The 22,535-nt window shown below is 63.1% G+C and carries 24 protein-coding genes and 1 tRNA gene; 11 read left to right on the top strand and 14 right to left on the bottom strand.

Annotation, left to right across the window (positions count from 1 at the left end; all coding sequences use genetic code 11):
- Positions 1-9: 9 nt before the first annotated feature.
- Entirely contained in the window at positions 10-480 is a 471-nt protein-coding gene (locus ABG82_RS24570; RefSeq protein WP_043076377.1) for an HD domain-containing protein, read from the top strand.
- Positions 481-526: 46 nt separating this feature from the next.
- Positions 527-751, top strand: a complete 225-nt coding sequence (locus ABG82_RS29105; RefSeq protein WP_078343982.1) for a hypothetical protein — start codon at positions 527-529, stop codon at positions 749-751.
- Positions 752-926: 175 nt separating this feature from the next.
- On the opposite strand, the gene ABG82_RS24565 is transcribed toward ABG82_RS29105, so the two are convergent.
- Positions 927-2,165 carry an ISL3 family transposase gene (locus ABG82_RS24565; RefSeq protein WP_043080596.1) on the bottom strand — a complete coding sequence of 413 codons (1,239 nt, stop codon included), beginning with the start codon at positions 2,163-2,165 and terminating at the stop codon, positions 927-929.
- A gap of 146 nt (positions 2,166-2,311) precedes the next feature.
- Between ABG82_RS24565 and ABG82_RS24560 the strand changes: the two genes are divergently transcribed.
- Entirely contained in the window at positions 2,312-2,530 is a 219-nt protein-coding gene (locus tag ABG82_RS24560) for a hypothetical protein (protein ID WP_043080390.1), read from the top strand.
- On the opposite strand, the gene ABG82_RS24555 is transcribed toward ABG82_RS24560, so the two are convergent.
- On the bottom strand, positions 2,531-3,019 hold the full coding sequence (locus tag ABG82_RS24555) for a hypothetical protein (RefSeq protein WP_043080391.1): 489 nt from the start codon (positions 3,017-3,019) through the stop codon (positions 2,531-2,533).
- Positions 3,009-3,392: a hypothetical protein gene (locus ABG82_RS24550; protein WP_043080392.1), complete on the bottom strand. Its 384-nt coding sequence runs from the start codon at positions 3,390-3,392 to the stop codon at positions 3,009-3,011. The genes ABG82_RS24555 and ABG82_RS24550 overlap by 11 nt, the downstream gene beginning before the upstream one ends.
- A gap of 239 nt (positions 3,393-3,631) precedes the next feature.
- On the opposite strand from ABG82_RS24550, the gene ABG82_RS28365 reads away from it, so the two are divergent.
- Positions 3,632-4,117, top strand: coding sequence for a hypothetical protein (locus tag ABG82_RS28365; RefSeq protein ID WP_054173213.1), 486 nt, complete (start codon positions 3,632-3,634; stop codon positions 4,115-4,117).
- Between the two features lie 32 nt (positions 4,118-4,149).
- On the opposite strand, the gene ABG82_RS24540 is transcribed toward ABG82_RS28365, so the two are convergent.
- The 4 genes from ABG82_RS24540 to ABG82_RS24525 form a co-directional block, all read right to left on the bottom strand.
- Positions 4,150-4,458 (bottom strand): WXG100 family type VII secretion target, encoded by a 309-nt coding sequence (locus tag ABG82_RS24540; RefSeq protein WP_043080412.1) that lies wholly within the window; start codon positions 4,456-4,458, stop codon positions 4,150-4,152.
- 67 nt (positions 4,459-4,525) lie between these two features.
- Positions 4,526-4,786, bottom strand: a complete 261-nt coding sequence (locus tag ABG82_RS24535) for a hypothetical protein (protein WP_043080394.1) — start codon at positions 4,784-4,786, stop codon at positions 4,526-4,528.
- Between the two features lie 167 nt (positions 4,787-4,953).
- A tRNA-Gly gene (locus tag ABG82_RS24530) sits at positions 4,954-5,027 on the bottom strand.
- 115 nt (positions 5,028-5,142) lie between these two features.
- Positions 5,143-5,811, bottom strand: coding sequence for a TetR family transcriptional regulator (locus ABG82_RS24525; protein WP_043080395.1), 669 nt, complete (start codon positions 5,809-5,811; stop codon positions 5,143-5,145).
- 168 nt (positions 5,812-5,979) lie between these two features.
- Between ABG82_RS24525 and ABG82_RS24520 the strand changes: the two genes are divergently transcribed.
- The 4 genes from ABG82_RS24520 to ABG82_RS24505 all read left to right on the top strand — a co-directional run bounded on the left by ABG82_RS24520 (position 5,980) and on the right by ABG82_RS24505 (position 11,264).
- On the top strand, positions 5,980-6,411 hold the full coding sequence (locus ABG82_RS24520; RefSeq protein WP_043080396.1) for an MmpS family transport accessory protein: 432 nt from the start codon (positions 5,980-5,982) through the stop codon (positions 6,409-6,411).
- Positions 6,408-9,311 carry an MMPL/RND family transporter gene (locus tag ABG82_RS24515; protein ID WP_078343689.1) on the top strand — a complete coding sequence of 968 codons (2,904 nt, stop codon included), beginning with the start codon at positions 6,408-6,410 and terminating at the stop codon, positions 9,309-9,311. Before ABG82_RS24520 ends, ABG82_RS24515 begins: the two co-directional genes overlap by 4 nt.
- A gap of 91 nt (positions 9,312-9,402) precedes the next feature.
- Positions 9,403-10,899, top strand: a complete 1,497-nt coding sequence (locus ABG82_RS24510; protein WP_407661844.1) for a S1C family serine protease — start codon at positions 9,403-9,405, stop codon at positions 10,897-10,899.
- Between the two features lie 92 nt (positions 10,900-10,991).
- On the top strand, positions 10,992-11,264 hold the full coding sequence (locus ABG82_RS24505) for a DUF2218 domain-containing protein (RefSeq protein ID WP_043080397.1): 273 nt from the start codon (positions 10,992-10,994) through the stop codon (positions 11,262-11,264).
- Here ABG82_RS24505 and ABG82_RS24500 read toward each other — a convergent pair.
- The 6 genes from ABG82_RS24500 to ABG82_RS24475 form a co-directional block, all read right to left on the bottom strand.
- Entirely contained in the window at positions 11,261-13,768 is a 2,508-nt protein-coding gene (locus tag ABG82_RS24500; RefSeq protein WP_043080398.1) for an arylsulfatase, read from the bottom strand. The genes ABG82_RS24505 and ABG82_RS24500 overlap by 4 nt on opposite strands.
- Positions 13,769-13,932: 164 nt before the next feature.
- Positions 13,933-14,736, bottom strand: coding sequence for a transglutaminase-like domain-containing protein (locus ABG82_RS24495; protein WP_043080399.1), 804 nt, complete (start codon positions 14,734-14,736; stop codon positions 13,933-13,935).
- Positions 14,737-14,824: 88 nt separating this feature from the next.
- Positions 14,825-15,754, bottom strand: a complete 930-nt coding sequence (locus ABG82_RS24490; RefSeq protein WP_043080400.1) for a formylglycine-generating enzyme family protein — start codon at positions 15,752-15,754, stop codon at positions 14,825-14,827.
- A gap of 16 nt (positions 15,755-15,770) precedes the next feature.
- Positions 15,771-16,814, bottom strand: coding sequence for an amidohydrolase family protein (locus ABG82_RS24485; RefSeq protein ID WP_043080401.1), 1,044 nt, complete (start codon positions 16,812-16,814; stop codon positions 15,771-15,773).
- A 53-nt stretch (positions 16,815-16,867) separates the two neighbouring features.
- Positions 16,868-18,166: a glycoside hydrolase family 27 protein gene (locus ABG82_RS24480; protein WP_043080402.1), complete on the bottom strand. Its 1,299-nt coding sequence runs from the start codon at positions 18,164-18,166 to the stop codon at positions 16,868-16,870.
- Between the two features lie 60 nt (positions 18,167-18,226).
- Entirely contained in the window at positions 18,227-19,588 is a 1,362-nt protein-coding gene (locus ABG82_RS24475; protein ID WP_276049415.1) for a DoxX family protein, read from the bottom strand.
- Positions 19,589-19,729: 141 nt separating this feature from the next.
- Here ABG82_RS24475 and ABG82_RS24470 point away from each other — a divergent pair, with 141 nt between their 5' ends.
- Complete coding sequence (locus ABG82_RS24470; protein WP_043080404.1) at positions 19,730-20,143, top strand: MmpS family transport accessory protein; 414 nt, start codon at positions 19,730-19,732, stop codon at positions 20,141-20,143.
- Here ABG82_RS24470 and ABG82_RS24465 read toward each other — a convergent pair.
- On the bottom strand, positions 20,133-21,032 hold the full coding sequence (locus tag ABG82_RS24465) for an alpha/beta fold hydrolase (protein WP_043080405.1): 900 nt from the start codon (positions 21,030-21,032) through the stop codon (positions 20,133-20,135). The two genes, ABG82_RS24470 and ABG82_RS24465, sit on opposite strands and share 11 nt — an antisense overlap.
- Positions 21,033-21,064: 32 nt before the next feature.
- Between ABG82_RS24465 and ABG82_RS24460 the strand changes: the two genes are divergently transcribed.
- Both ABG82_RS24460 and ABG82_RS24455 read left to right on the top strand, forming a co-directional pair.
- A complete protein-coding gene (locus ABG82_RS24460; RefSeq protein ID WP_162269278.1) occupies positions 21,065-21,772 on the top strand; it encodes a L,D-transpeptidase family protein in 708 nt (235 codons plus the stop codon).
- Positions 21,773-21,815: 43 nt separating this feature from the next.
- Positions 21,816-22,496, top strand: coding sequence for a L,D-transpeptidase family protein (locus ABG82_RS24455; RefSeq protein WP_078343692.1), 681 nt, complete (start codon positions 21,816-21,818; stop codon positions 22,494-22,496).
- Positions 22,497-22,535: the final 39 nt, after the last annotated feature.

The raw sequence follows: 22,535 nt of genomic DNA, 5'->3' as shown, positions 1-22,535 counted from the left end.
GAATTGGCGATGCTAGATGTTTCGCACATTGCGGAGGTGGCTGAGCAGATCGCGCGTGAAGCGCATCACGGGCAGGTCGACAAGGCGGGTGAACCGTACATAGGACACGTTGGGCGAGTGGCTGCCGCTGTTGTGCCCGCTGAGCCTGTCTACATTGCTGCGGCCTGGTTACACGATATTGTGGAAGACACCGGCTCGACGTTGGATAGCCTTGTGGCGGAAGGTTTTCCGTCTGGGGTGGTGGAGGCCGTTGGACTATTGACGCGCCGAGATGAAGTTCCCGACGAGGTCTACTACGAGCGGATCTCGGCGAATCCGGTTGCGCTGGCGGTGAAGATCGCTGATATCTCCGACAACACCAACCCGGATCGCTTGGCCCGGCTGGACCAGGAGACGCGCGCGCGGCTGATTGGTAAGTACCGCAAGGCATTGCTGGCGTTGAAGCGTCCTGAGCTGGCGGCCGGGCTCGGGGCTTCCTGAGACCGTTTTCGTGGTATTGACCTTCGTACGCCGTAGCCTTGGTGTCATGGCCCCGCTACTAACGCTGCTCGGGTTGCTCATCTTCGGTGTGGGGATGTTCGTGATGTACAAGGGTCGAAATATCTCTCCAAATTGGAGATCCCCGTATGGGACCGGGTATCCAGACTCGCTAAACGCTGGACTACAGGCGGAGCGTGCGGTGCCTCGCCCGCCATGGCAGGTCGATGAAGATGGCAATCCCATCGAAGGTGACGAACGAAACCGCTCCTAGCTCGGCACGACTTACGACATCGATGTGCTAGTCCGCCGCACTTAGACGTGGTGGTGGTCAACATGGTCCTGTCATCGCGCTCGGCGACGACCAGCTCACCTACGATCCAGCATGTGCACGGTCACCAATGTCCTTGATAGAAAATCGGGCTCTATTGCCATGAATGTGGATGACCTCATGTGTGGTATGGGAGTTCGAGGGTCACCGGTCCGCAGACGAGCATGATCATGGCGAGCGCGTTCTCGGCGTTGTGGAAGCCGTAGGCCCTGCGGATGATCAACCGGACCTTGTTGTTGAGCCCTTCGTGGCGGCCGTTGGCCAGTCCGCGCTCCACCGCGGCTTGGATGCCATCGAGGTGTTTGTTGATGGTTCGGCCGACCTTGACGAACTGCGGGATCCGGCACCGCTGCGCCCATGAGCACCATTTCCCGAGCATGTCGGTGACGGTGTCGGCGTCAAGATCCCCGGCGAACACCGCCCGCAGCGATTCCTTCAGTTCGTAGGCGCGGACCAGTGCGCCGCCCTCGCGTTTGAGCTGGGCGAGGGTGGCTTTCTGTGTGTCGGTGAGGGATTCGGGGTTCTTCAGCAGCGCCCAGCGGGCTCCCTTGTAGGTTTTGGCGATCTGCTTGTCCGACAGTTTGCGCGCGGACTGCCATACCTGACGGCGAACGTCGTCGAGGGCGTCGGTGGCTAGTTTGACGACATGGAACGGATCGAAGCAGATCACCGCCTGCGGGGCATGTGCGCGAACGGATTTCGCGAATGCCGGCCCGAGGTCCATCGACACGGCCTCGATCTTCTTCGCGCCATCGGCGGGTAGGGCCGCGGTGAAGAACGCGTCGAGAGTGGCTGCCTTCTTGCCCGGCGCACCCCACACGATTGTGCCGGTGTCGTGGTCGGACACCAAAGTCAAATACTTGTGGTGCTTGCGCCAGGAGATCTCATCGACGCCGATGTCGACCAGCCCGGCCAGCCGGTCGGGGTCCAGTTTCTCGGCCACGACGCGCGAACACATCGCCCCGACGGTGCGCCACGTGACGCGGCAGAACGTCGACACCGTCTTCTTGTCACACTTGGCGGCCAGCCAGACCGCAAGGTCCTCGAAGTCGCGGGTGAACCCCGATCCCGGCCGCGCGAACGGCACTGACTCGGCCAGGACACCGTGCTCGGGGCAGCGCAACCGACGTCGCCGCAGTTTGAGCACACATACCCGCCCACTGAGGTCCAGGTGCCGCCACGCCGAATCCACCATCCGTGTGTCGTAGCGGTGCCGGGTACGGAAATCGCAATGCGGACAGGACATCACCCGCTGTTGCGGGCGCACCCACACCGTCACCTTGTCGCCGCACTCGACGTCGCGGACCGTGGTCTTCGGCAGGTCGAGGACACGGTTGAGTAAAGTGGTCGCGCGCACGGGCAAGCTCCTTGGTACGAGGTGTAGGAGCTTTCGAACCTATGAGCTACCCGTGCGCCCAGACCACTCCGCCACGCGAGACATAGCACACCCCACCCGACCCACATTCATGGCAATAGAGCCGAAAATCGGGTTACGGTGGTGCCATGGCTCTACTGCTGACGCTTGCCGTACTCCTCGTCGTGGGTGGGGCGATGTACGGGATGTACCGAGGGCCCAGCTCGTGGGGTTCAGCGTTGGGCGGCCTGGCCACTGGTGATCCCGACTCATTGAATCCCCGGTTGCAGGCCGAGCGTGCTGTACCGCGACCGCCCTGGCCGATTGACGCGGACGGGAACCCCATCGAGATAAACGAGCGGGGCTAGCTACAGCTTCGGATCTGACGAGGCGGCTGGGCAGGCTCGCAATAGTTCGTCTTTAGCCGATTTGAACTGCGCCGCGATCTTCTGGGCGGCCTCGTAGGCTTGCCGCTCCTCGAGGCTCGGTGGGCCACCTGCGGGGCCGAGGCCGATCGGGTTGTTGTACAGGTCGGTCTGCTTGTCCAGACTCTTGCGGTCGGCGTCTACTAAAGCCTGCGCTTTGTCCCTGATGGACGGATCTTGGATCTGATCTACGTACGTCTGCTCTTGGGCGACGGACGCCTTGTACTTCTCGAGCCTCTGCTGATCCTCACCCGCTTGCAGAAGGGATTCCTGCTCTTTGACTGCCGAAGCCTTGAACTCCACCAGCTCGTGGACGACATCACAATCCGGTTTAGGCTGCGCTGTGTCACGGTCCTGGTACCACCACACGCCACCGAAAACCAGCAGGGCGATGATGAGTACCGCTGGTATCCAGGTGCGTTTACCGCCCACTGCGCATCTCCGGGATGCCGTGCTGTGGGATGGGCACATTGGTGAACTTGCCGTGATCCAGCCTGATGTCCACGGGCGAGGCGTTCACTAGCTTGATCTGGTTGCCGCACGTGTCGGGCAGGAACAATGGACCGTCCGGGTGAGCAGCTGAGTACCCCATAATCTGTCCGTATGAAACGGGCTCCCATTTACCCGGCACCGTGAAACTACCTAGGCCGCCCATGTCATTTCCTCCGGTGAGCATCGGAGTGCGCTGCATGTCGTACGTGTAGTTCTGCCACTGGGCTTGGTACCACTTCCCGTCCACCTCAAACATTTTGGTCTGCCCGGTGAATTCCGTTCCCGATACACGGAATTTGAATTGCTCCCGCATCTGCGCGTAGGGCTCCTCCGTACCTTCGGCCCAATTCTTGCCAACGACAAGGGGGGGGCCGATTTGACACCCTCGGTGTACTTCGACTGGGGCATTTCCTGCGTGTAGTTACCCGGAGGCGGTGGGGGCGAGTCGGGAGAGGCCATCGGCTTAGTTTTGTCAATCTGCCAGTACCCGGTGCCGTCCAGTCTGCCCGCCGGTGGGGCCTCGAACACTTTCCGCGTGGCGGTGCCGTTTTCGTGAGCCAGGGCACTAACGGTGTCTTCGGACCCTCCCGTTCCGGCCACAAACGTTCGGGCGAATTCCAGGTCTGTTGCGTTGCCGGCCGCAACGATTCGCTCCACCTCGGCCTTGGTTTCGACGTACTTCTGCCACGCCCGATCGATAGCACCTTTGTTCATGTTGGTCATGTCAGCGGGTTTGACTTCATTGGTATGCAGATCGACGTGTACAGCCGGGTATTCGTCGGCTTTGTTCAGCATCGCCTGAATGTCCTGAGCATTCTTAGCGGCACTCTGCGAGGCGCTCTCGGCTCGTGCTGCGAACTCCTTATCACTGACGGTGGAATGCTCGAATGTCGAGACCGTGCGTCTGTTGGCGTCGTCAGCGGCATCTCCGCTGGCGCCTTCCCACTCGGAGAGCTTGCGTATCGAGTCGGCTTCCTCAGCTGCGTTAGCCGTACCGGCGGCACGGGTGCGGGCGGCGTGCGCAACCTCTTGGTATAGCTGTGGCGCCTTTAGCATTTGGTCCAGAGAGATCACGGGTTGCCTACAATCTTGCCGATGGCCTTGGCTTCGAGAGTGTCTGCCTCTACGAACGTATTGGCGATGCGGGTGTGGTTGTCGGCGTGGGTCGTTAGGTGTTGGTGGTGGGAGCGGGTCTCCTCTTCCCACTGTTCCAGCCTGGCTGCGAGTGCGGACCTTGCGTGCTCCCCGAACCCTGTCAGCAGGTCCGAGACAGCGCCGTGGGCGCGCTCGTGCTGATCCTTGAGGTTGCGCGCGATCTCGTGCAGCTTGGCGGCTGATTGGTGCATCTGCTCCGGTGGTACCCGCAGAACCCCCGACATATCGAACCTCCCCGACTCGGCGACTGTCCTCACCTCGTTTGCCAGCGAGCCTAACACTGCGCTCACATCAAGGGCTTTGGGTGTAGTTCTTTATCAATCCTGTGCGGACGAGGTTGCTACCACCCCGTCCAACAGATTTGGGATCTTCATCCATCACCTGTGAAGCGGTTTGGATGCGCTCGGCATACTTGGCGATGTCGTCGGCAGTGGCGTTCCGGCTTGTCAGTGCATCCTGGATGGCTTTTAGGTCGTCCTGCACCGACTCTCCGAACCCGCTGATGCACTCGATGGTGTGCCAATTGCTGTCATCGCGGCGCGGATTGGGCATTCAGGCACAAGCTTGACGCCGCAGGTCTACGCGCACACCCCGAACGATGCTTGAAGGCGGCAGGGGTTTCCTGGACTGACCGAACGCGAGTTCTGTCTGAGTTGTGACCTTTGGTGCCCCTAAGGGGCGCGGTCGGAGGGGATTAACAGCATCACCGTTGGTAATCGTGGAGCCGATGACGGGAATCGAACCCGCGTATTCAGCTTGGGAAGCTGATGTTCTGCCATTGAACTACATCGGCGGAGGCTGGTCCGCCCAGCAGAACCGGTAGGACCTCTCGGCGTGTGAGCTTACATGTGAGGGCAGCCGAGGGGCCGGGCCGTCACCGGTTTGGTACCTGGGAAGCGGGCGGGTGGTCAGGAACTGCGTTTGACCAGCGCGCCGGTGATGAGCCGGGCGAGCATGGTTTCCAAGTCGGTGTCGAAGTTCAGGTAGATGTCTGCCAGCTCGGGTTCGGCCTTGCTGGCGGCGATCGCGCTGGCCGACGGGCGTGCGTACATCCATAACGCGGCGCTGGTCACCACGGTAGAGAGGGACACGCTCTGGGCGTCGTCACCGAGCTCGGGGATGAAGTCTCTGATGGCCGCGGTGAACTGGGCGATGCTGGCGTGTGCCGACCTCCGGAAGCACAACAGGGTGTCGGCTGAGACGTTGTGTTCCAGCACGCCCGGCTGCGCAGTCATCAAGTCGCACAACACGGCATGCTGCTGCAGCGACCTGCTGAGCAGGGCCGCCAAGCGATCGACGCGCTCCTGCGCAGAGCCCGCGCGCGTGTCGCGGGAGAGCTCCGCCACAATCTCCGCCACCCAACAGCGCAGGGACGCGTCCAGCAGCTCTAGCAGCACCGCTTCCCGGGACTCGAAGTAGCGCACCATCGCCGACTTTGCCAAGCCGGTGCGGCGGCTGAGTTCATTGAGGCTGATCTGGCTGACTGGCATGTTGCTGAGCATCGACGATGCCGTCTCCAGGATGGCTTGCCGACGGATCTCGCGCTGCTCCTCGCTGCGCGCCCGCCGGAAGGTCATGGGGCCGATGTTAATGCGCCACCAACCATTCCATAGTGAACCGCCGGTCTATTACCGTGGTACGGTCTCAGCCGTAATAGACCGGCGGTACACAATGCCGTGTGACCGGTCGCCTCATCGGCAAGCACCTGTGTTTCTGGCAGGGAAGAGGCAGAAGGGGATGCACGGGTGTTCCGACTGTTGAAGCGGTTCTGGATTCCACTGCTGTTGGTGGTCGTCGTCGGGATCGGCGGATATGCGATCACGCAAATTCGCGGTTCCGCAGCCCCTCGCGCGCCGAAGGCCGGTGAGGGTTCGGGAATCACCGCGAACTTCAACCCCAAGCACATCACCTACGAAGTCGTCGGCTCCGGCGGTACCGCGAACCTCAACTACCTCGACGAGAACGGTCAGCCGCATCTCATCGAGAATGCCCCACTCCCTTGGTCATTCACGATCGTAACGACTTTGCCGTCGATGTCCGCCAACATCGTGGCCCAGGGTGATCGCAGCGTCACCGATCTTGGTTGCCGTGTGACGGTCGACGGCGAGATGCGCGACAACCGAACCAGCACAGACAAAGTCAAACCGTTCATCTACTGCTTGGTGAAATCCGTATGAGCAATTCGCACACGAAGCCGCACCGGCCGTTCCTGGGCCACCTGATTCGGATCCTGTCGGTGCCGATCATTCTGTTTTGGGTGGCGCTCGCGGTCATCCTGGGCACCTTGACCCCGTCACTCAATGACGTCGCGGCCTCCCGGTCGGTGCCGCTGAGCCCGCAGAATTCCGAGTCGTACCAAGGGATGTTGAACATCGGCAAGGTGTTTCAACAATACGATTCGGACTCCTCGGCGATGGTCGTGCTGGAAGGTGACGACAAGCTCGGCGATGCCGCGCACAAGTTCTACGACCAGATCGTCGCCAAGCTCAAGGCCGATCACGAGCACGTGCAGAACGTGCAGGACTTCTGGAGCGATCCGCTGACGGCCGCCGGGTCGCAGAGCGTGGACGGCAAGGCCGCCTACGTGCAGATCTTCCTCAACGGCGCGCAGGGCACCAGTGCCAGCCACGAGTCGGTGGCCGCGGTGCGCGAGATCGTCGGCTCCGTGCAAGCGCCGCCGGGCATCAAGGCGCATGTCGCCGGCAACACCGTGCTCAACGCCGATACCAGCGTGGCCGGCCATCAAAGCATGTCGACCATGGAATTGGTGTCGGTGGGCGTCATCATCGTGATGCTCCTGTTCATCTACCGCTCCCTTGTCACGGTGGTCATATCCATGGTCATCATTGGGCTGGAAATGTTTGCCGCGCAGGGCGTTACGGCTACCGCTGGGCATCTGAACATCATTGGTCTGACGCCCTATGCGGTGAGTATGGTGACGATGCTGGCGTTGGCCGCCGGTACCGACTACGTAATCTTCTTGTTCGGCCGCTACCACGAGGAAAGATCGAAGGGGCTGAGTCGAGAAGACGCGTATTACGTTGCTTATCACGGTGTCTCGCACGTTATTCTGGGTTCCGGCCTGACCATTGTCGGGGCCTGCCTGTGCCTGACCATGACCACTCTGCCGTACTTCCAGAGCATGGCCCTGCCCTGCGCCATCTCGGTCCTGGTGATCGTGGCCGCCGCGCTGACGCTGGCGCCCGCCATCTTGACCGTGGGTTCCAGATTCGGGCTGCTCGAACCCAAAGGAAAGATCTCCGCGCGCGGCTGGCGCAAGGTCGGCACCTCGGTGGTGCGCTGGCCCATTCCGATTATCGTGCTGACCAGCTTGATCGCGATCATCGGTTTCGCCAGTCTGACGACATACGTGCCGCAATACAACGATCAGAAGTTCACCCCCGCCGACATGCCGGCCAACCTCGCGATGGATGTGGCAGATCGCCACTTTTCCCAGGCCCGCATGAACCCGGAACTGTTGATGCTGGAGGCCGACCACGACCTGCGCACCCCTGCCGACATGCTGGTCATCGACAGGGTGGCCAAGGGCATCGTCCATATGCGCGGCATCGAACGGGTGCAGACCATCACCCGCCCGCTGGGGGCGCCGATTGAGCACAGCTCAATCCCGTTCCTCATGGGGGCGCAGAACGCGGGCACACTGCAGACCGCAAAGTTCAACAACGACAACTCCGCTCAGATGCTTGAGCAGGCTGATGAAATGAGCAAGACCGTAGCCAGCATGGAGCGGATGTACTCGATCATGCAGGAGCTAACCGCCACTACACACAGCATGGTGGGCCGTACCCACGACATGCTGGTCACCGTCGATCAGATGCGTGACACCCTTGCCGATTTCGACGACTTCTTCCGGCCGTTGCGCAACTACTTGTACTGGGAGAAGCACTGCTTCGATATCCCGATCTGCCAATCACTGCGGGCAATATTCGACACTCTTGACAGTGTCGATGTGCTGTCCGAACAGATGCGGGGTCTCACCACCGACCTCGATCACATGGATCAGCTGATGCCGCAGATGCTTCCAGTGCTGAGGTCGACCATCGATTCGATGAGCAAGATGCGCGACTTCATGATCTCGACCCACAGCGTGATGGCCGGTACTCAGGCTCAACAGCAGGAGATGGCCAAGGGCGCCACGGAGATTGGTCTCTACTTTGACCAGGCCAAGAACGACGACTTCTTCTATCTGCCGCCCGACGTGTTCACCAACCCCGACTTCAAGCGCGGGCTGAAGATGTTCGTATCGCCCGATGGTAAGGCCGTCCGGTTCATCATCACCCATCAGGGCGATCCGGCATCGGTCGAGGGCATCAACCATGTTCGTGACCTCAAAGGCGTTGTCGCCGATGCGGTTAAGGGCACCCCGCTATCCAACGCGAAGGTTTCCATCGCCGGTACCGCCTCGATGTACGCCGATATGCAGGACGGTGTGGTCGTTGACCTGGCCATCGCGATCATCGCGTCGATGATTCTGATCTTCGCGATCATGGTGCTGATCACGCGCAGCGTGGTGGCCGCCTTGGTGATCGTGGGAACCGTCGCGGCATCCCTGGGCACGGCCTGCGGCCTCTCGGTGCTGTTGTGGCAGGACATCCTCGGTCTTGGCGTGCAATGGATCGTGATCCCGTTGTCGATGGTGATCTTGCTGGCGGTGGGTTCGGACTACAACCTGCTGGTGGTCTCGCGGCTCAAGGAGGAAATCCACGCCGGCCTGCACACGGGCATGATCCGAGGCATGGGTGCCACCGGTCGGGTGGTCACGGCGGCGGGACTGGTGTTCGCGTTCACCATGATGTCGATGATCGTCAGTGATCTGCGAGTGGTGGGCCAGCTCGGCATGACCATCGGCATCGGCCTCATCGTCGACACGCTGATCGTTCGCGCCTTCATGACGCCGGCGATCGCCGCGGCCCTGGGCCGCTGGTTCTGGTGGCCCATCAACGTCTTCGAGATCGTCCGGCGTGACCGCGAGACGCACCCGCCGGACCCGACGACGGCACCGCTTCCGGTGGTGAATCCGGGGCCCGCATCGCCACCTGCTCCTAGTACCTCCTGAAAAGTCTTGGCCTGCAGCGAGGAAATTCTCAGCATGGCCTCAGCGGATGCAGGCACTGTGACAGTGCGCATCAACTGCGGCGTGTGCCCTGATGCATGTTGAGGAAGAAGGAACAGCAATGAACTATCGGTCCGGGCATCCGCCGTACACAGAAGATTTCCCGACGACACCGCACGGCTATCGGCTGGTGCATGGTCCGTCCGCGGCCACCCGGACACGTTATGCCTACGGCGAAACATTCCCGGAGCGCGCGAAGCTGGACTCGAATCCGCTGCGCCGGAAACGTCTACGCGTCGTCGGGCTCACCTTCGGCGGCGTCGCCGTCGCTGTCGTCGCGAGCGCCACCACTGCGTTCGCGGTGGTGAACCAGTCCGCGCATCCGGCCGCCGGCGGCCAGGTATCGAGCCCTGCTGCGATGGGAAAGTCCTCGCCGGGAACGGGTTCGACACTTGGAAAGCCCGCCGCCACGGCCCCGGCCGGCTCGGTCGAAGAGGTCTCGGCCAAGGTACTGCCCAGCGTGGTGCAACTGCAGATCCAAAGCGGCAGGCAGCAAGAGTCGGGGTCCGGCATAGTCCTGAGCGCCGACGGCTTGATTCTGACCAACAACCACGTGGTGGCTTCGGCTGTGCGCAGCGCGCAACCATCGGCTCCGGTCACCGCGCCCGACAGCCCGTTCGGTGGTCAGTTCGGCGGACTTCCGCCCGGCATCTTCCCGGGGGAACAGCAACCCGGCGGCTATCGGGACGGGCGTGACGGTCGGGACTCGGACGACTTCGATGGGCGCGGCGTCAGGCCCTCCGCCCATTCCGGCGACGGTGTCAAGGCAACCGTCACGCTGGCCGACGGGCGCTCGGTGCCGTTCACCGTGGTGGGCGCCGACCCCGACGACGACATCGCGGTGGTGCGCGCCCAGGGTGTCAATGACCTCACCCCCATCAGCATCGGCTCATCGAAAGATCTGAAGGTGGGGCAGAACGTTGTCGCCATCGGCTCACCGCTGGGGCTGCAGGGCACGGTGACCACCGGAATCGTGAGCGCGCTCAACCGTCCAGTCGCTACCGGAGACGACCAGAGCGGTCAGCGCTCGGTGATGAATGCCATCCAGACGGATGCGGCGATCAATCCCGGCAACTCCGGCGGCGCGCTGGTCGATATGAGCGGCAACCTCATTGGCGTGAACTCGGCGATAGCTTCGCTCTCCGGTGGGCAAGATTCGCAAGGCGGTGGGCAGGCCGGTTCGATCGGGCTGGGCTTCGCAATCCCGGTGGATCAGGCCAAACGCATTGCCGACGAGCTGGTTTCCACCGGCACCGTGCGACACGCGTCGTTGGGCGTCCAACTGGCGTCCAGTAAAGACATCCCCGGAGCGGTGGTCGCGGGAGTCGTCCGCGACAGCGCGGCGGCAACGGCGGGGCTCCCCAAGGGCTCGGTGATCACCAAGGTCGATGACCATGTCATTGACGGCCCCGATGCCTTGGTGGCGGCGGTGCGCGCCAAGGCTCCTGGGGACACCATGGCGCTGACCTACCAGGACCCCTCCGGCAACGCGCGCACCGTCCAGGTGACGCTGGGGCAGGCCGCGGCGTAAGAGCGCAGCGTCCCGCCCGGCCATCGCGGCGGGCGGGACGCCTACCGGTTCGACGGCTGACGCCGTCCAGGAGAACCTGGAAGACTGGCCAGATGGCCCCAGTTCATGGCGTAATCGTCACCGACCGCCCCCAGCGATACGCAAAACAACTTGCGCAGCACTGGGCAGCCAAGAGCACTGTGACCGGGTTGGAAGACGATGCCATCCAGATCGAGATGAGCCCCGACGCGGTCGCGGTGCTTCGGCCGAAGCCCGGCGAGCTGCACGTCGAGGCCAGCTCCGCGGAATTCGGTGACGTGGTGAAGCGGCACCTGGAACGGTTCGGCACACGTGACGAACTCACGCTGACGTGGCTCGCTGACTAGTCCCGCGCGAAGGCGGCCTGCGCTTCCTTCTCAAGGTCGATGTACGACTCATCGCTCACGTCCACGGCGACCACCTTGATGGTGCCGCCGGTGAACCTGCCGGGATTGGCGTACTGCGGGGATACGTTGTCGCCGCTGTCGTACCCCACACACAGCCCGTCCCCGGCAAGAGTGAAGGTGCCCACCTGAGTCCGCATGGGACCGGTAGCGGCGAGCTTTCCATCCACGTAAAGATTCGCCGTTCCCAACGATTCGCCGTACTGACCTTTGTCGCGGCGGACGAACTCCACGCCCAGTGTGCGACTACCCGGAATCAGGGGAGCCGAGATGAGCTCCTGTTCGGGTTTGATGCCCAAGAAGTTGTACACATAGTGCAGGCGGCCGTCCTTGATGAAGAGCGCATGTCCACCGAACCGCGATCCGTGCGCGAAAACGACGCCCTGCGCCTGCGCGCTGATATCGGTGTTGGCGACGATCTTGTAGGACTTGCCGCGGATGTTCACCGCCACGCCCTCCGGCACCGGAGACGCGTCCGGGTAGTACAGGTAGCGCTTGCGTCGTGGCTCGAACTGCGGACGCTCGATGGTGAGCAGCTCGGTGGGCAGACGGTCATCGAGGGGCAGGACGAAGTTCTTGTCCGCCTCCTCGAACCACGCGTCGACCAGTGCCTTCAGTTTATCGGGGTGTTGATCGGCGAGATCGGTTGATTCCGAACGATCTTCGTCGACGTGAAAGAGCTCCCACTTATCCTGGTCGAAGTGGCCCTTGCCGCTGATGGGCGCGTGCAGCGCGGAGGCCTTCCAGCCGTCCTCCCAGATGCCACGGGTACCCAGCATGGCGTAGTACTGCCGCTTCTTGGTGGTGGCCGCGTCCTTGTCGTCAAACGTGTATCGCATGGACACTCCGTTGACCGGAAACTGATCGACCCCGCGATACGTGTCCGGCATCGTCAGTCCTGCCACCTCCAGGACCGTCGGCACAATGTCGGTGACGTGATGGTATTGGTGGCGAACCTCGCCTTTGGCCTTGATTCCCTTGGGCCAGTGGATGATCAACGGATCGCAGGTGCCGCCGGAGAATTGCGAGTAGCGCTTGAACATCTGGAACGGGGTGGAGAACGCGACAGCCCACCCGGTGGGGTAGTGATTGTAGGTATCGGGAGTGCCGAGCCGGTCGATGTACTTCATGTTCTCGGCCAGGTCATCGGGGTATCCGTTGAAGAATTTGTTCTCGTTCACCGAGCCGTTCGGCGACCCTTCGCCGGAGGCGCCGTTGTCGGCGCAGTAGAAGACGATGGTGTTGTCCAGCTGCCCGGTCTGTTCCAGGTAGTCGATGACGCGTCCCACCTGGGCATCGGTGTATTCGGAGAACCCGGCGAAAACCTCTGCCATGCGCGAGAACAGACGTTTCTCGTCGGGGTTGAGCGTGTTCCAGGGCCGGACCGAGTCCGCTTCCACCGCAACGTCCTTGGGCAGCGGATTAATGGGGGTGAGCTTGGTTTCCCTGGGCAGGATGCCCTTGTCGATCATCCGGGCCAGTACCCATTCGCGGTACGCCTCGTAACCGTCGTCGAACTTGCCCCGGTACTTTTCGGCGTACTCGGCAGGGCTGTGGTGCGGCGCATGGTTGGCACCGGGGCAGAACCACATGTACCAGGGTTTGGAAGGGTTGGTGTTCCGCTGATCGCGCAGCATCCGAAGTGCCTGATCGGCAAGGTCTTTCGAGAGATGATAGCCCTGCTCCGGGCTGGCCGGCTGCTCGATGAAGCGATTGTCCTCGACGAGGTCGGGATACCAGTTGTTGGTCTCACCGCCGAGGAAGCCGTAGTACCGGTCGAAGCCCTTCTGCAAGGGCCACTCCGACTTGCTGCCGCCACAGGAGACGTCTTCCTGGGGGACGTTGTGGTTCTTGCCCACCCAGAATGTGCTGTACCCGTTGTCTTGCAGTACCTGTCCGATGGTGGCGCATTGTGCGGGTAGCCGCCCGGCCGCACCGGGATACCCGTCGGATCCCTCGGTGATCGAGGCGAACCGGTTCACATGGTGGTTGCGGCCGGTGAGCAGACACGAGCGTGTTGGTGAGCACAGCGCCGTGGTGTGCCATTGCGAATAGGTGAGCCCGTTGTCGGCGAGCTTCTGCAGGGTAGGCATGTTGACCCGCCCGCCGTACGGAGACCACGTGGCCATTCCGGTGTCATCGAACAGCACGACGAGCACGTTGGGTGCGCCGTCGGGCGCGTGCTTGAGCTCGTACGGCGTCCAGTCCGGCTTCGAATCACGGACGTCCAGTTCGATCTTCCCGTCAAAGCCCGCATTGGCCTCCTCGGCTGCCGAGTTCCGGCCCGCGCTCCTGCGGGAGTCGTCATCGCACCCCGCGACCAGGGACGACGCGGCCGCGACACCCATGCCCGCCGCCGCGATGCCGCCCAACATCGAACGACGGGTGAGTCTGCCGCGCTCGGCCTTCTGTTCCGGTTCGGGTGCGTCTTCTCCGGGGATTTGCATGCAATACAGTCTTCTCTTCAAGATCCGGCCCTGCGTCGTGAACACGAAGATCGATACGAACTCGTGAAGCTCCCTGGGAAGTTAAACGGCGACCGAAATACCGGCATCGCCCATTTCGGGTGGTCTTTTGACGGGATACGAAAGTGCGTCGCGCCGGCCAGAGGTCATCGCATCGAAACCAGGTGATCGATGTGGTCCTCGGGCAGTTCACCGTCGACCACGGCAGCGACGATGGATTCGTTCAACACGATCTGGCCACCATGGTTATCGAGGAAAGCGGTGTCGGCGGCATCGCGCCCGGTGGTGATGCGGACCATTGTTTGTCGCGGTGCCAGGCATGTTGCGTCCACCACTCGCCAACGGTCATCGACGACGGCCTCGGCAACAGCGTGAAAGTCCATGGGATCGCAGCCTGGCGCATAGACCGCGACAAGTCGGGCCGGCACTTTGACGGCACGAAGCAGCGCCACCACCAGGTGTGCGTAGTCGCGGCAGACTCCGGCCCCCGACAGCAGGGTGTCTACGGCGCCATCGATGGGGTCGCTGGACCCCGGCGAGTAGGTCAACCGGGCGCCGACCCAGGATGACACTTTCTCCAGCAGCACAGCGGGCTCGGTGTGTTCGCCGAATTCAGCTGCCGCGAAACCAAAAAACTTGTCGGCCTCGGCATAGCGGCTCGGGCGCAGGTACGTCGACAGGTCCGCGGCCTCGACGGGCACTTCGTCGGCTTGGCCAAGAATGGTTGCGGTGTAGGAGACTTTGAGGTTGCCGCGCTCGGCCGGCAAGCGGTGGATGCGGTTTCCGTGCTCGCCCGCGACCTCCTGGGCCTCGACCCGCCGTCCGTTCAGCTCCAGCGACAGCTCTTCCGACACTTGGGCGCCCGTTAGCGGCGACACAGCGACCTGAAACTCCAATGTGGATGGCTCCAAGATGTCCACATCGAGCTGGGCTCGAATATCACGTCTCATGCCGGTCCTCCCATAAACGACGATGCGCGTTGCCGCGGGGCGGGATAAGTCTGACATCGGAACCATCGGCCCGCTCGCTACCGCGTTACTACGCCAGGTTTTCCACGCACCGAAACCCGATATGAGTAGTCGCGCTGTCCTGGGACTGCGGTGAGCGCGCCGCGGGACGATAGCGGTGGCAGTACTCGGGTGCGCACAGATGCGATCCGCCCTTCAGCACCTGGATCACCGATGGATCCGGATTATCCGAAGGGCTGCAACACGATTTCGGAGATTGCGCTCCCCGCCCGAATCGCGTGGACGTCCACTCCCACACATTGCCGATCATGTCGAACAGCCCAAACCCGTTGGGCGCAAAAGTGCCGATGGGTGAGGTGCCGCGCCACCCCAGGGCGCCGTCATTGCGGTACGGGAACCTGCCCTGCCAGGTGTTGGCCATCAGCCGGCCCTCGGGTGCCACCTCGTCGCCCCAGGCGTAGACGGTGTCGCTGCCGGCGCGGGCCGCGTACTCCCATTCGGCCTCGCTGGGCAGTCGCCTTCCTGCCCAGCGGGCATACGCTGCAGCGTCGGTATAGGCGACTTGCACCACCGGATGTTCGGCCGCGCCGTCGATATCACTTCCCGGCCCGAATGGGCGCCGCCAGTGCGCACCCGGTACCCAATCCCACCATTGCTGCCAACCATGCAGGTTCACCGGGCCGGCCGTCGCCCGGAAGGCCATGGCACCGGGCACCAGATCGTCGGGAGAGGCACCCGGATACAGGGCCGGGTCGGGCACGCGTTCGGCGACGGTCACATAGCCGGTGTGTTCGACAAACTCCGCGAACTGCGCATTGGTGACCGGGTGCCGTTCGATGGCGAAGGCACTCACCGAGGCGGTGCGCTCAGGCACCTCCTCGGGATAGAAAATATTGCAGCCCATGGGAAATGACCCACCTGGTAGCTCCACCAGCTCGGTCAATGCCACCGCCGCCGCCTTCGTCGTCCGCCGTTTTCGGGTACGCGGCGAGTATTCCACCGCGTAAGCGGACCCGTCAGTCGGCCACCCGATACACGCGGCGTGCGTTGTCGTGCAGGAGACGCTGCGCGTCGAAACGGTCGCCCAGCACCTCCCGAAGAATCCAAATACTGTCCACCAGCGAGACGTTGGGTTTGTCGATGGGAAAGTTCGACGACCAGAAGGTTCTGTCCGGGCCGAATGTTTGATCCAGGTGCGTGATCAACGGTGCGACGCTGTCACGCAGTTGCTCCCGCGGCATGGGACCGGCCCCCAGGATCGGCATACCCAAACCTGAATGCTTGGCGACCACGTTCGGGAGCTCTGCCAGCGCCGAAATATCGTCGTACCACCGTCGCAGGATCTCCCGGCGCGCGGATTCGGTGCTACCGGTGTGCTTTCCGCGCGGACCCAGTACCCCGACGGGTGTTGCGTAGTGGTCGAGCACGAAGGTGGTGCCGGGATACTCGCGGGCCAACGTCAGCGCCTCCGGGATCTGGTGCGCATAGACCCAGATCTCGAAGCTGAGCTCGCGTTCAGCGATAGCGGAGAAACCGCGCAGAAAAGCCGGCTGGGTCAGCCAATGCGCTTGTGGCGCCCAGTTCATCACACCAGGGTCATCGCTGTACGAGGCCATGCATCTGATGCCGTGTACGAGCGGACTCGCGCGTAGGTGGGCATCGAGCAGCTCCGCGATTTCGGGCCGGGACGGATCGGCGTAGGCCACGATGGCGCCGAGGGCAGGAGCCCCGTTCAGGCCGAACGGCAGGGAACTGAGCCACTCAGTCTCACCGACCGGGCCCAGCGGACCCTTGCCGTGCCAGCCCGCCTCCACGTGCACGATGGTCGACACGTGCGCAGGTCCACCGTCGGTGAGATAGTCAACAGGCAGATACGGGCCCAGCAGATACTGCGGATCGCCGATGAATTCCCTGGTCGCAGCGGGGAAAACCCGGGGAAGTACCGGACGCAGGAACGGTGCCCGCCGCGCGGCCTTGGCCGGGCCTGATGCCTTGCGCGGTGTGGTGAATGGATTCCACTGATGGATGTGGGCATCGATTACCGATACTGACTCGCTCACAGTGCCATCTTGTTGAGTCGCGCGCCGGGCGTCCCCGGTTTCCGGAAAGTCGACTAGTGCTGGTCGTCGATTGCCCGCACCCGCAGCAGTACGGCGTCGTGCGCCGCGAGACTGGTCCGGTAGGTGAGTTTCTGCACGGACCGCGTTCCGGCGAACACGTCGAGGACATCGAACTGGCGGGTCTTGGGCAGTCCGAGCGCGCTGAATGCTGCCCTAAAAGGCTGGGCGGAATCGTCGCGGTTCACGATCACAATCGCGGTCGAACCGTCGGCAAGGGGCCGGGTCCAAATGGTTCCCGCACTGCCCGGCAGGGAAACGGCCGGCGCGCGCCGCAAATCCTGATCAATGGCAAGCAGTTCCCGATTGATCAACAACGCGCGCAGGCTATCGGGCATGCGCGCCAGATCATTGCCGGCGATCAGGGGCGACCCCCACACCGCCCACAGAGCAAGCTGGGAGCGGGACTCCGCCTCATTGAGGGGCGGAAGGTTGATGCCTGCCACCTGTGGTGCACCGGCGACAAGCATGTCGTAGTCACAGAAGAAGCCGGGCTGCGCGCTACACCGGAATTCCGGGCGTGCGGCGTTGGTCAACGCGTCTACCACGCCAAGGCTGGTGTCGTACGCGTCGATGGCGTCCCATGCCGGCACCAAGTCCTGGCTCACCCGGGTCATCGTGGCCACGCCGCGGAATCTCTCGTACTGGCCTGGCGGTACTACCGTGCCGCTGTTCGGATTGACGCTGTAGACGATGGGTCTGCCGGTGGCACGCAACGCATCCCGCATGATGGTGAAACTGTCGACCAATTCGTCAACATCGGCGGGTGGTCCGCACCAGTCGTATTTCAGATAATCCACGCCCCAACGGGCGAAGGTCTGCGCGTCCTGCGTCTCATGCCCGCGACTGCCGGTACGGCCCGGATATGAGCCGCCGTTCTGTGCGCAGGTGGCCTCGCCGGGGCTGGCATAGATGCCGAACAACAAGCCGCGGGCGTGTACGAAGTCGGCCACCGCTTTCATGCCGTGCGGGAAACGGGCGGGATTCGCGCGCAGCTCGCCCGACTCATCGCGCCGCGGATCAAACCAGCAGTCATCGATCACCACGTAGCGATACCCGGCATCGCGCATCCCCGTCGACACCATCGCCTCTGCCGCCTGCTCGATACGGCGCTCGTCGATATTGCAGCCGAACACATTCCACGAGTTCCAGCCCAGCGGGGGAGACGATGTCACGCCATCGATAGCAGGCCCAGCCGGTGCGTGGCGGCGGAACGCGTGCACGGACAGCACCGTCGCGGCGACACCGATCACCGCAAGCACAATCAGGATCAATGCGCTACGGCCACGGCTCACGGTTCATACGCTATGAGCAGTCGGCCGGTGATGCACGATCCCCAGCTGATTCACAGCAGATCAGCGGATGTAGGGCGTCTCCTGCACCCAATTGAAGCCGCGTTCCACGAGCGGGAAGGAAGTGGGATCCATTCGGGTGACCCGCAGATGGATCTTGTGCCCCGCATAGTCGTCGCCGTCGACAATCATCTGATCCGGCTGCCCGGGCCACCAATACGTGAGCCTGATCCGGATGGGGGTCTCCTGGTATGTGCCCAGCTCGATTCGATGACTCAGATCGATGAAGTGCTTCCGCGGGTCGATGGTGCCGCCGTAGACCTCGAACGAATCGTCCATCCGCTGTACGGTCACCATCACCGGGGCGGAGACGTGGAACGGCCTGTCGAATATCACTCTGCGCCAACGGATCTTGTCGGTCAGTAGCGGGTCTCGTGAATAGCCCTCGGCGGAGAACGTCTCCACCTGCCAGATGCCGTACAGATTGGGAGTGGGCTTGGTGAACTGCTGCCAGCCCTGCGCGCTGAATGCGACGAGTAACGCCGCACCCACGCACACCTGTGCGACGAGTGCGATCCGGTTGGCGCGGGGGCTTGTGAAGAGTTGCGCCGAGCGGGCCGCGGGCACCGCACGGTCGGTGAAGAACGCCGTCAACAGCCGTCGTGCATAGGGCGCCAACAAAAACAGGCTCAATAACAGCAACTGGGAGGACACCGTCTTGAGGCGGATGTCATAGGTCATGTTGAGCAGGAAGACCTGGGTCAGGTCCACAGCACACACCAACGCCCCGGCGGCGGCGGTGCGGGGGAGCAGCAGGAGCAGGCCGCCGAAGACCTCGGCCAGCCCCAGCACCATCTGATACGCCGGGGATATCCCGACCTGAGCCCACAGCACACCCGTGGGGCTGAAGTTCCCGTACGGCTCGACCAACCGGTTCAGCACAAAAGGCATCTGCGTCGGGATGACTTTCGCCATCCCGAAATAGAACATGGCCGCGGCCAGCACCAGCCGCAGGATCACCCACACCCAGGCCTGCAGACGGTCGTAGCGTCGGCGGCGGTCCCACGCCGTCCAGATAGCCGCCCCGATGACGGCAAGAAACGCGATACACAACAGTGCTGTCCACTGGAACGCACTGTCGCTGCCCACCTGAGTGCTCTGCACGCTCAGGCCCAGCAGATGTTCGCCAATCCAGGCGATCGGTGAGCGTACGGCGTGGAAAATCCCCCGGATGACCGACCACGGCCCGTCGATCCCGGCGCCCTTCAGGATGACCGGGATCAGACCGATCGCGACGACAAGTCCGAACACACCGAAATAGCAGGTCCCGAGGCGGAAAGCGATAAGTGTCGCGGTGCCCCAACCCGCCCTGGTGTCCTTGTCGCCGACCGGGTACCCCGGGCCGGCATCCCCCGCGCTGCTCATCACCCCATAGTCCGGGCGGATCGGGGTTTGCTCAAGTATCTGGGCGGAAGTGCTGTGGATGACGGGCTCAGCAGACGCCCAGAGAATCCCTGTAGCCTGCCTAACGATCTATAAGCCGCCCTGACATACCGAGGTGTTTTCATGACCGTCCGCCAACTATTCGTCGCGTCTGCCATGGCCTGTGCCTGCGCGCTCAGCTTCCCGGCGGCAGCGCACGCAGATGACAAGACGGTGACCTACGAGGTTGTCTCCACCACCGTCTCCACGGCGAACGTGCAGTACTGGGACGGCACCGAGATGCAGCCTGCCGACGGCGTCACCCTGCCGTGGAAGGTCGACGCGACCGTCGGCGATATTTCCCGCGGCGCCAAGACCCCCAATCACGCTGAGGTCAAGGCCAACTGGTCCGCTTCCGGTGACCCCGACGCCGCGGTGACGGTGCGCATCTACCTCAACGACAAGGTGGTGTGTCAGAGCGTCACCGGTACCGGCGAGACGGACTGCAACTACGCGACCTTCTCGACCTACCTGGACAGCGCCCCGCCTAAGTCGTGATTCGGTCGATGTGTTCGAGGAAGTGCGTGAGCACCGCCTCGGGTGCCTCGATCTGCGGCCAATGCCCGATGTTGTCGTCGAGCAGCACCACATCGGGCTCGTGAATGACCTCGAGATAGCGCTCGGCCATATGCAATCCCGAGTTGGGGTCGATCGGCCCGTCGATCATGCGCATGGGTACGGCGGTTTCGCGCATGGCCCGCACCCACCGGCTGCGGTTGTCGTAGCGGTCATTGATGAAGCGGCCCACCTGATGGGTGACGCGGGCGCCGTCGTTGTACTCCAGCACCTGCTGAAACAGCGACAGCAGTCGCGCCGACGGCTTGGTGTCCGGGCCGAACATCTCGCTCACCGCGGCGTCCATGATCCGGCGCGTCACTGGTGTGCCCTGGAACCGGCTTACCAAGTCGCCCAACGGTGTACGTGACATCAACGTCTGCGCGATACGCGGGCGGTAGGCCTCGATGAACAGGCCGCCATTGAGCCAGGTGACCGAATCGATGGGCACGCGGCCGCGCGACTGCTGCTCGAATTCAAAGCGCGCCAACATCTCCTGGCCCACCGAGTTCCCCAGATCATGGGTGAGCAGATGGAACCGCTCGATGCCCAGATACGACAACAGCGCCTCATGCATATCGGCGTGATCGAGCACCGAGTACCCGTATTGAACGGGCTTGTCGGAGAAGCCCATCCCGATCATGTCCGGTGCGATAACGGTGAACCGCTGCACCAGCGTGGGCCAGATGAGGGCCCAATCCCACGAGTTGAAGGGATACCCGTGGATGAGCAGCAACGGTGGCCCGCTGCCCTCGATCCGATAGAAAATGTCGAATCCCAGATAGTCGAAGTAATGCCCAGCGGCTTTCCACTCTTCGAGCTCAGCGTCCATGGCCGAAATATACCGATCAGTCCGTGGCATAACTGTGTCCCAACCTTGAAGGATTCGAGAACAACATCGGCAACGATGGAACCGTGTTCCGTCTTGTGACGCTGCCCTGCGCGGCCCTTCTCGCCCTGGCCACGGTGCTCCTCTGTACACCCGCCGCGGCGGAACCCTTCGTGCCCTGGTTCGCCCAGTCCGTCGGGAACGCCACGCAGGTGCTCGCGGTCAACGGTGCGGGCGGCTCCAACGCCAAGATCGATGTCTTCCAGCGCAACGGCAGCCAGTGGCAGGCGGTGTCCACCGGGATTCCTGCTCACGTGGGTTCCGCCGGATTCATCGACAAGGCCCGCGAGGGGGCCTCGGCCACCCCCAACGGCGTCTACTCGCTGGACTGGGCCTTCGGTACGGCGCCGCCACCACCCAGCGGGCTGCGCTACCTGCAGGTCGGCCCCAATGACTGGTGGGACGGCGACAGCAGCAGCCCCACCTACAACACCCACCAGCAGTGCGCCAAGGCCGAATGCCCGTTCAGCACCGCGCAGAGCGAAAATCTGCCGATCCCGCAGTACAAGCACGCCATCGTCATGGGTGTGAACAAGGACAGGGTCCCCGGCGGCGGCTCAGCCTTCTTCGTCCACTCCACCGATGGCGGCCCGACCGCGGGTTGCGTGTCCCTGGACGACGGCACACTCGTCAAATTGATCGGCTGGCTGCGCCCCGGTGCGGTTATTGCTATTAAAGGTTAGTTACTAACAGGCGTTTTCCAGCTTGAGCGATCACCATGGATGGGTGCACCCGATACGCCTGCTGCCGCTGAGCCTCATCCTCGTCGTCAGCGCCTGTGGGGCGACATCGGTACAGACCGCCGCTGCGGTACGTCCGGCGGCGATGTCGCCGTCCGCGCCCGCGCCGTGGTTCGCGGATTCGGTGGGTTCGGCACCGCAGGTCGTGTCCGTTCAGGGAATCGGCGGAACCAAGGCGACCATCGGAACCTGGCAGCGGACGGGCGACTCCTGGGAAGCTGTCGAGCGCAACATCCCGTCCGACGTCGGATCTGCCGGGTTCGCGAGCGTCGCCAGTGACGACAGTCCGGCGACCCCGACCGGCGTTTTCAGCCTCGATTACGCATTTGGCACCGAGCCTTCGGTGGCACATGGCCTGGACTACCTGCAGGTCGACGCCAACGACTGGTGGGACGGAGATCCCGCCAGCCCGAACTACAACACCCACCAGCGCTGCGCCGAATCGGCCTGTTCCTTCGACACCTCCCTCAGCGAGGAACTCGACGGATACCAGCGCGCGATCGTCATGGGCGTCAACAAATCGCGCAAACCCGGCGGTGGCTCGGCCTTCTTCGTGCACGCGACCGACGGCGGCCCCTCCGCCGGATGCGTGACGCTCGACGACACCGCGCTGGTGCGGCTCATCGGATGGTTGCAGCCCGGAGCCGTCATCGCCATCAAGGCCTAGCCACGTGTGCCCGAGCCTCTTGGCGTACGGGGCTCATCG

Source organism: Mycobacteroides immunogenum (assembly GCF_001605725.1).
Lineage (GTDB): Bacteria > Actinomycetota > Actinomycetes > Mycobacteriales > Mycobacteriaceae > Mycobacterium > Mycobacterium immunogenum.
Note: the sequence above shows the minus strand (reverse complement) of the source record. Positions and strands in the feature narration are given on the sequence as shown.

What these genes read in the sequence shown, in the direction of transcription:
- ABG82_RS24570 (WP_043076377.1), top strand. Translation starts at nt 10, where the DNA reads ATGCTAGATGTTTCGCACATTGCGGAGGTGGCTGAGCAGATCGCGCGT.
- ABG82_RS29105 (WP_078343982.1), top strand. Translation starts at nt 527, where the DNA reads ATGGCCCCGCTACTAACGCTGCTCGGGTTGCTCATCTTCGGTGTGGGG.
- ABG82_RS24560 (WP_043080390.1), top strand. Translation starts at nt 2,312, where the DNA reads ATGGCTCTACTGCTGACGCTTGCCGTACTCCTCGTCGTGGGTGGGGCG.
- ABG82_RS24550 (WP_043080392.1), bottom strand. Translation starts at nt 3,392, where the DNA reads ATGCGGGAGCAATTCAAATTCCGTGTATCGGGAACGGAATTCACCGGG.
- ABG82_RS24540 (WP_043080412.1), bottom strand. Translation starts at nt 4,458, where the DNA reads ATGTCGGGGGTTCTGCGGGTACCACCGGAGCAGATGCACCAATCAGCC.
- ABG82_RS24535 (WP_043080394.1), bottom strand. Translation starts at nt 4,786, where the DNA reads ATGCCCAATCCGCGCCGCGATGACAGCAATTGGCACACCATCGAGTGC.
- ABG82_RS24525 (WP_043080395.1), bottom strand. Translation starts at nt 5,811, where the DNA reads ATGACCTTCCGGCGGGCGCGCAGCGAGGAGCAGCGCGAGATCCGTCGG.
- ABG82_RS24515 (WP_078343689.1), top strand. Translation starts at nt 6,408, where the DNA reads ATGAGCAATTCGCACACGAAGCCGCACCGGCCGTTCCTGGGCCACCTG.
- ABG82_RS24510 (WP_407661844.1), top strand. Translation starts at nt 9,403, where the DNA reads ATGCATGTTGAGGAAGAAGGAACAGCAATGAACTATCGGTCCGGGCAT.
- ABG82_RS24505 (WP_043080397.1), top strand. Translation starts at nt 10,992, where the DNA reads ATGGCCCCAGTTCATGGCGTAATCGTCACCGACCGCCCCCAGCGATAC.
- ABG82_RS24500 (WP_043080398.1), bottom strand. Translation starts at nt 13,768, where the DNA reads ATGCAAATCCCCGGAGAAGACGCACCCGAACCGGAACAGAAGGCCGAG.
- ABG82_RS24495 (WP_043080399.1), bottom strand. Translation starts at nt 14,736, where the DNA reads ATGAGACGTGATATTCGAGCCCAGCTCGATGTGGACATCTTGGAGCCA.
- ABG82_RS24475 (WP_276049415.1), bottom strand. Translation starts at nt 19,588, where the DNA reads ATGAGCAGCGCGGGGGATGCCGGCCCGGGGTACCCGGTCGGCGACAAG.
- ABG82_RS24470 (WP_043080404.1), top strand. Translation starts at nt 19,730, where the DNA reads ATGACCGTCCGCCAACTATTCGTCGCGTCTGCCATGGCCTGTGCCTGC.
- ABG82_RS24465 (WP_043080405.1), bottom strand. Translation starts at nt 21,032, where the DNA reads ATGGACGCTGAGCTCGAAGAGTGGAAAGCCGCTGGGCATTACTTCGAC.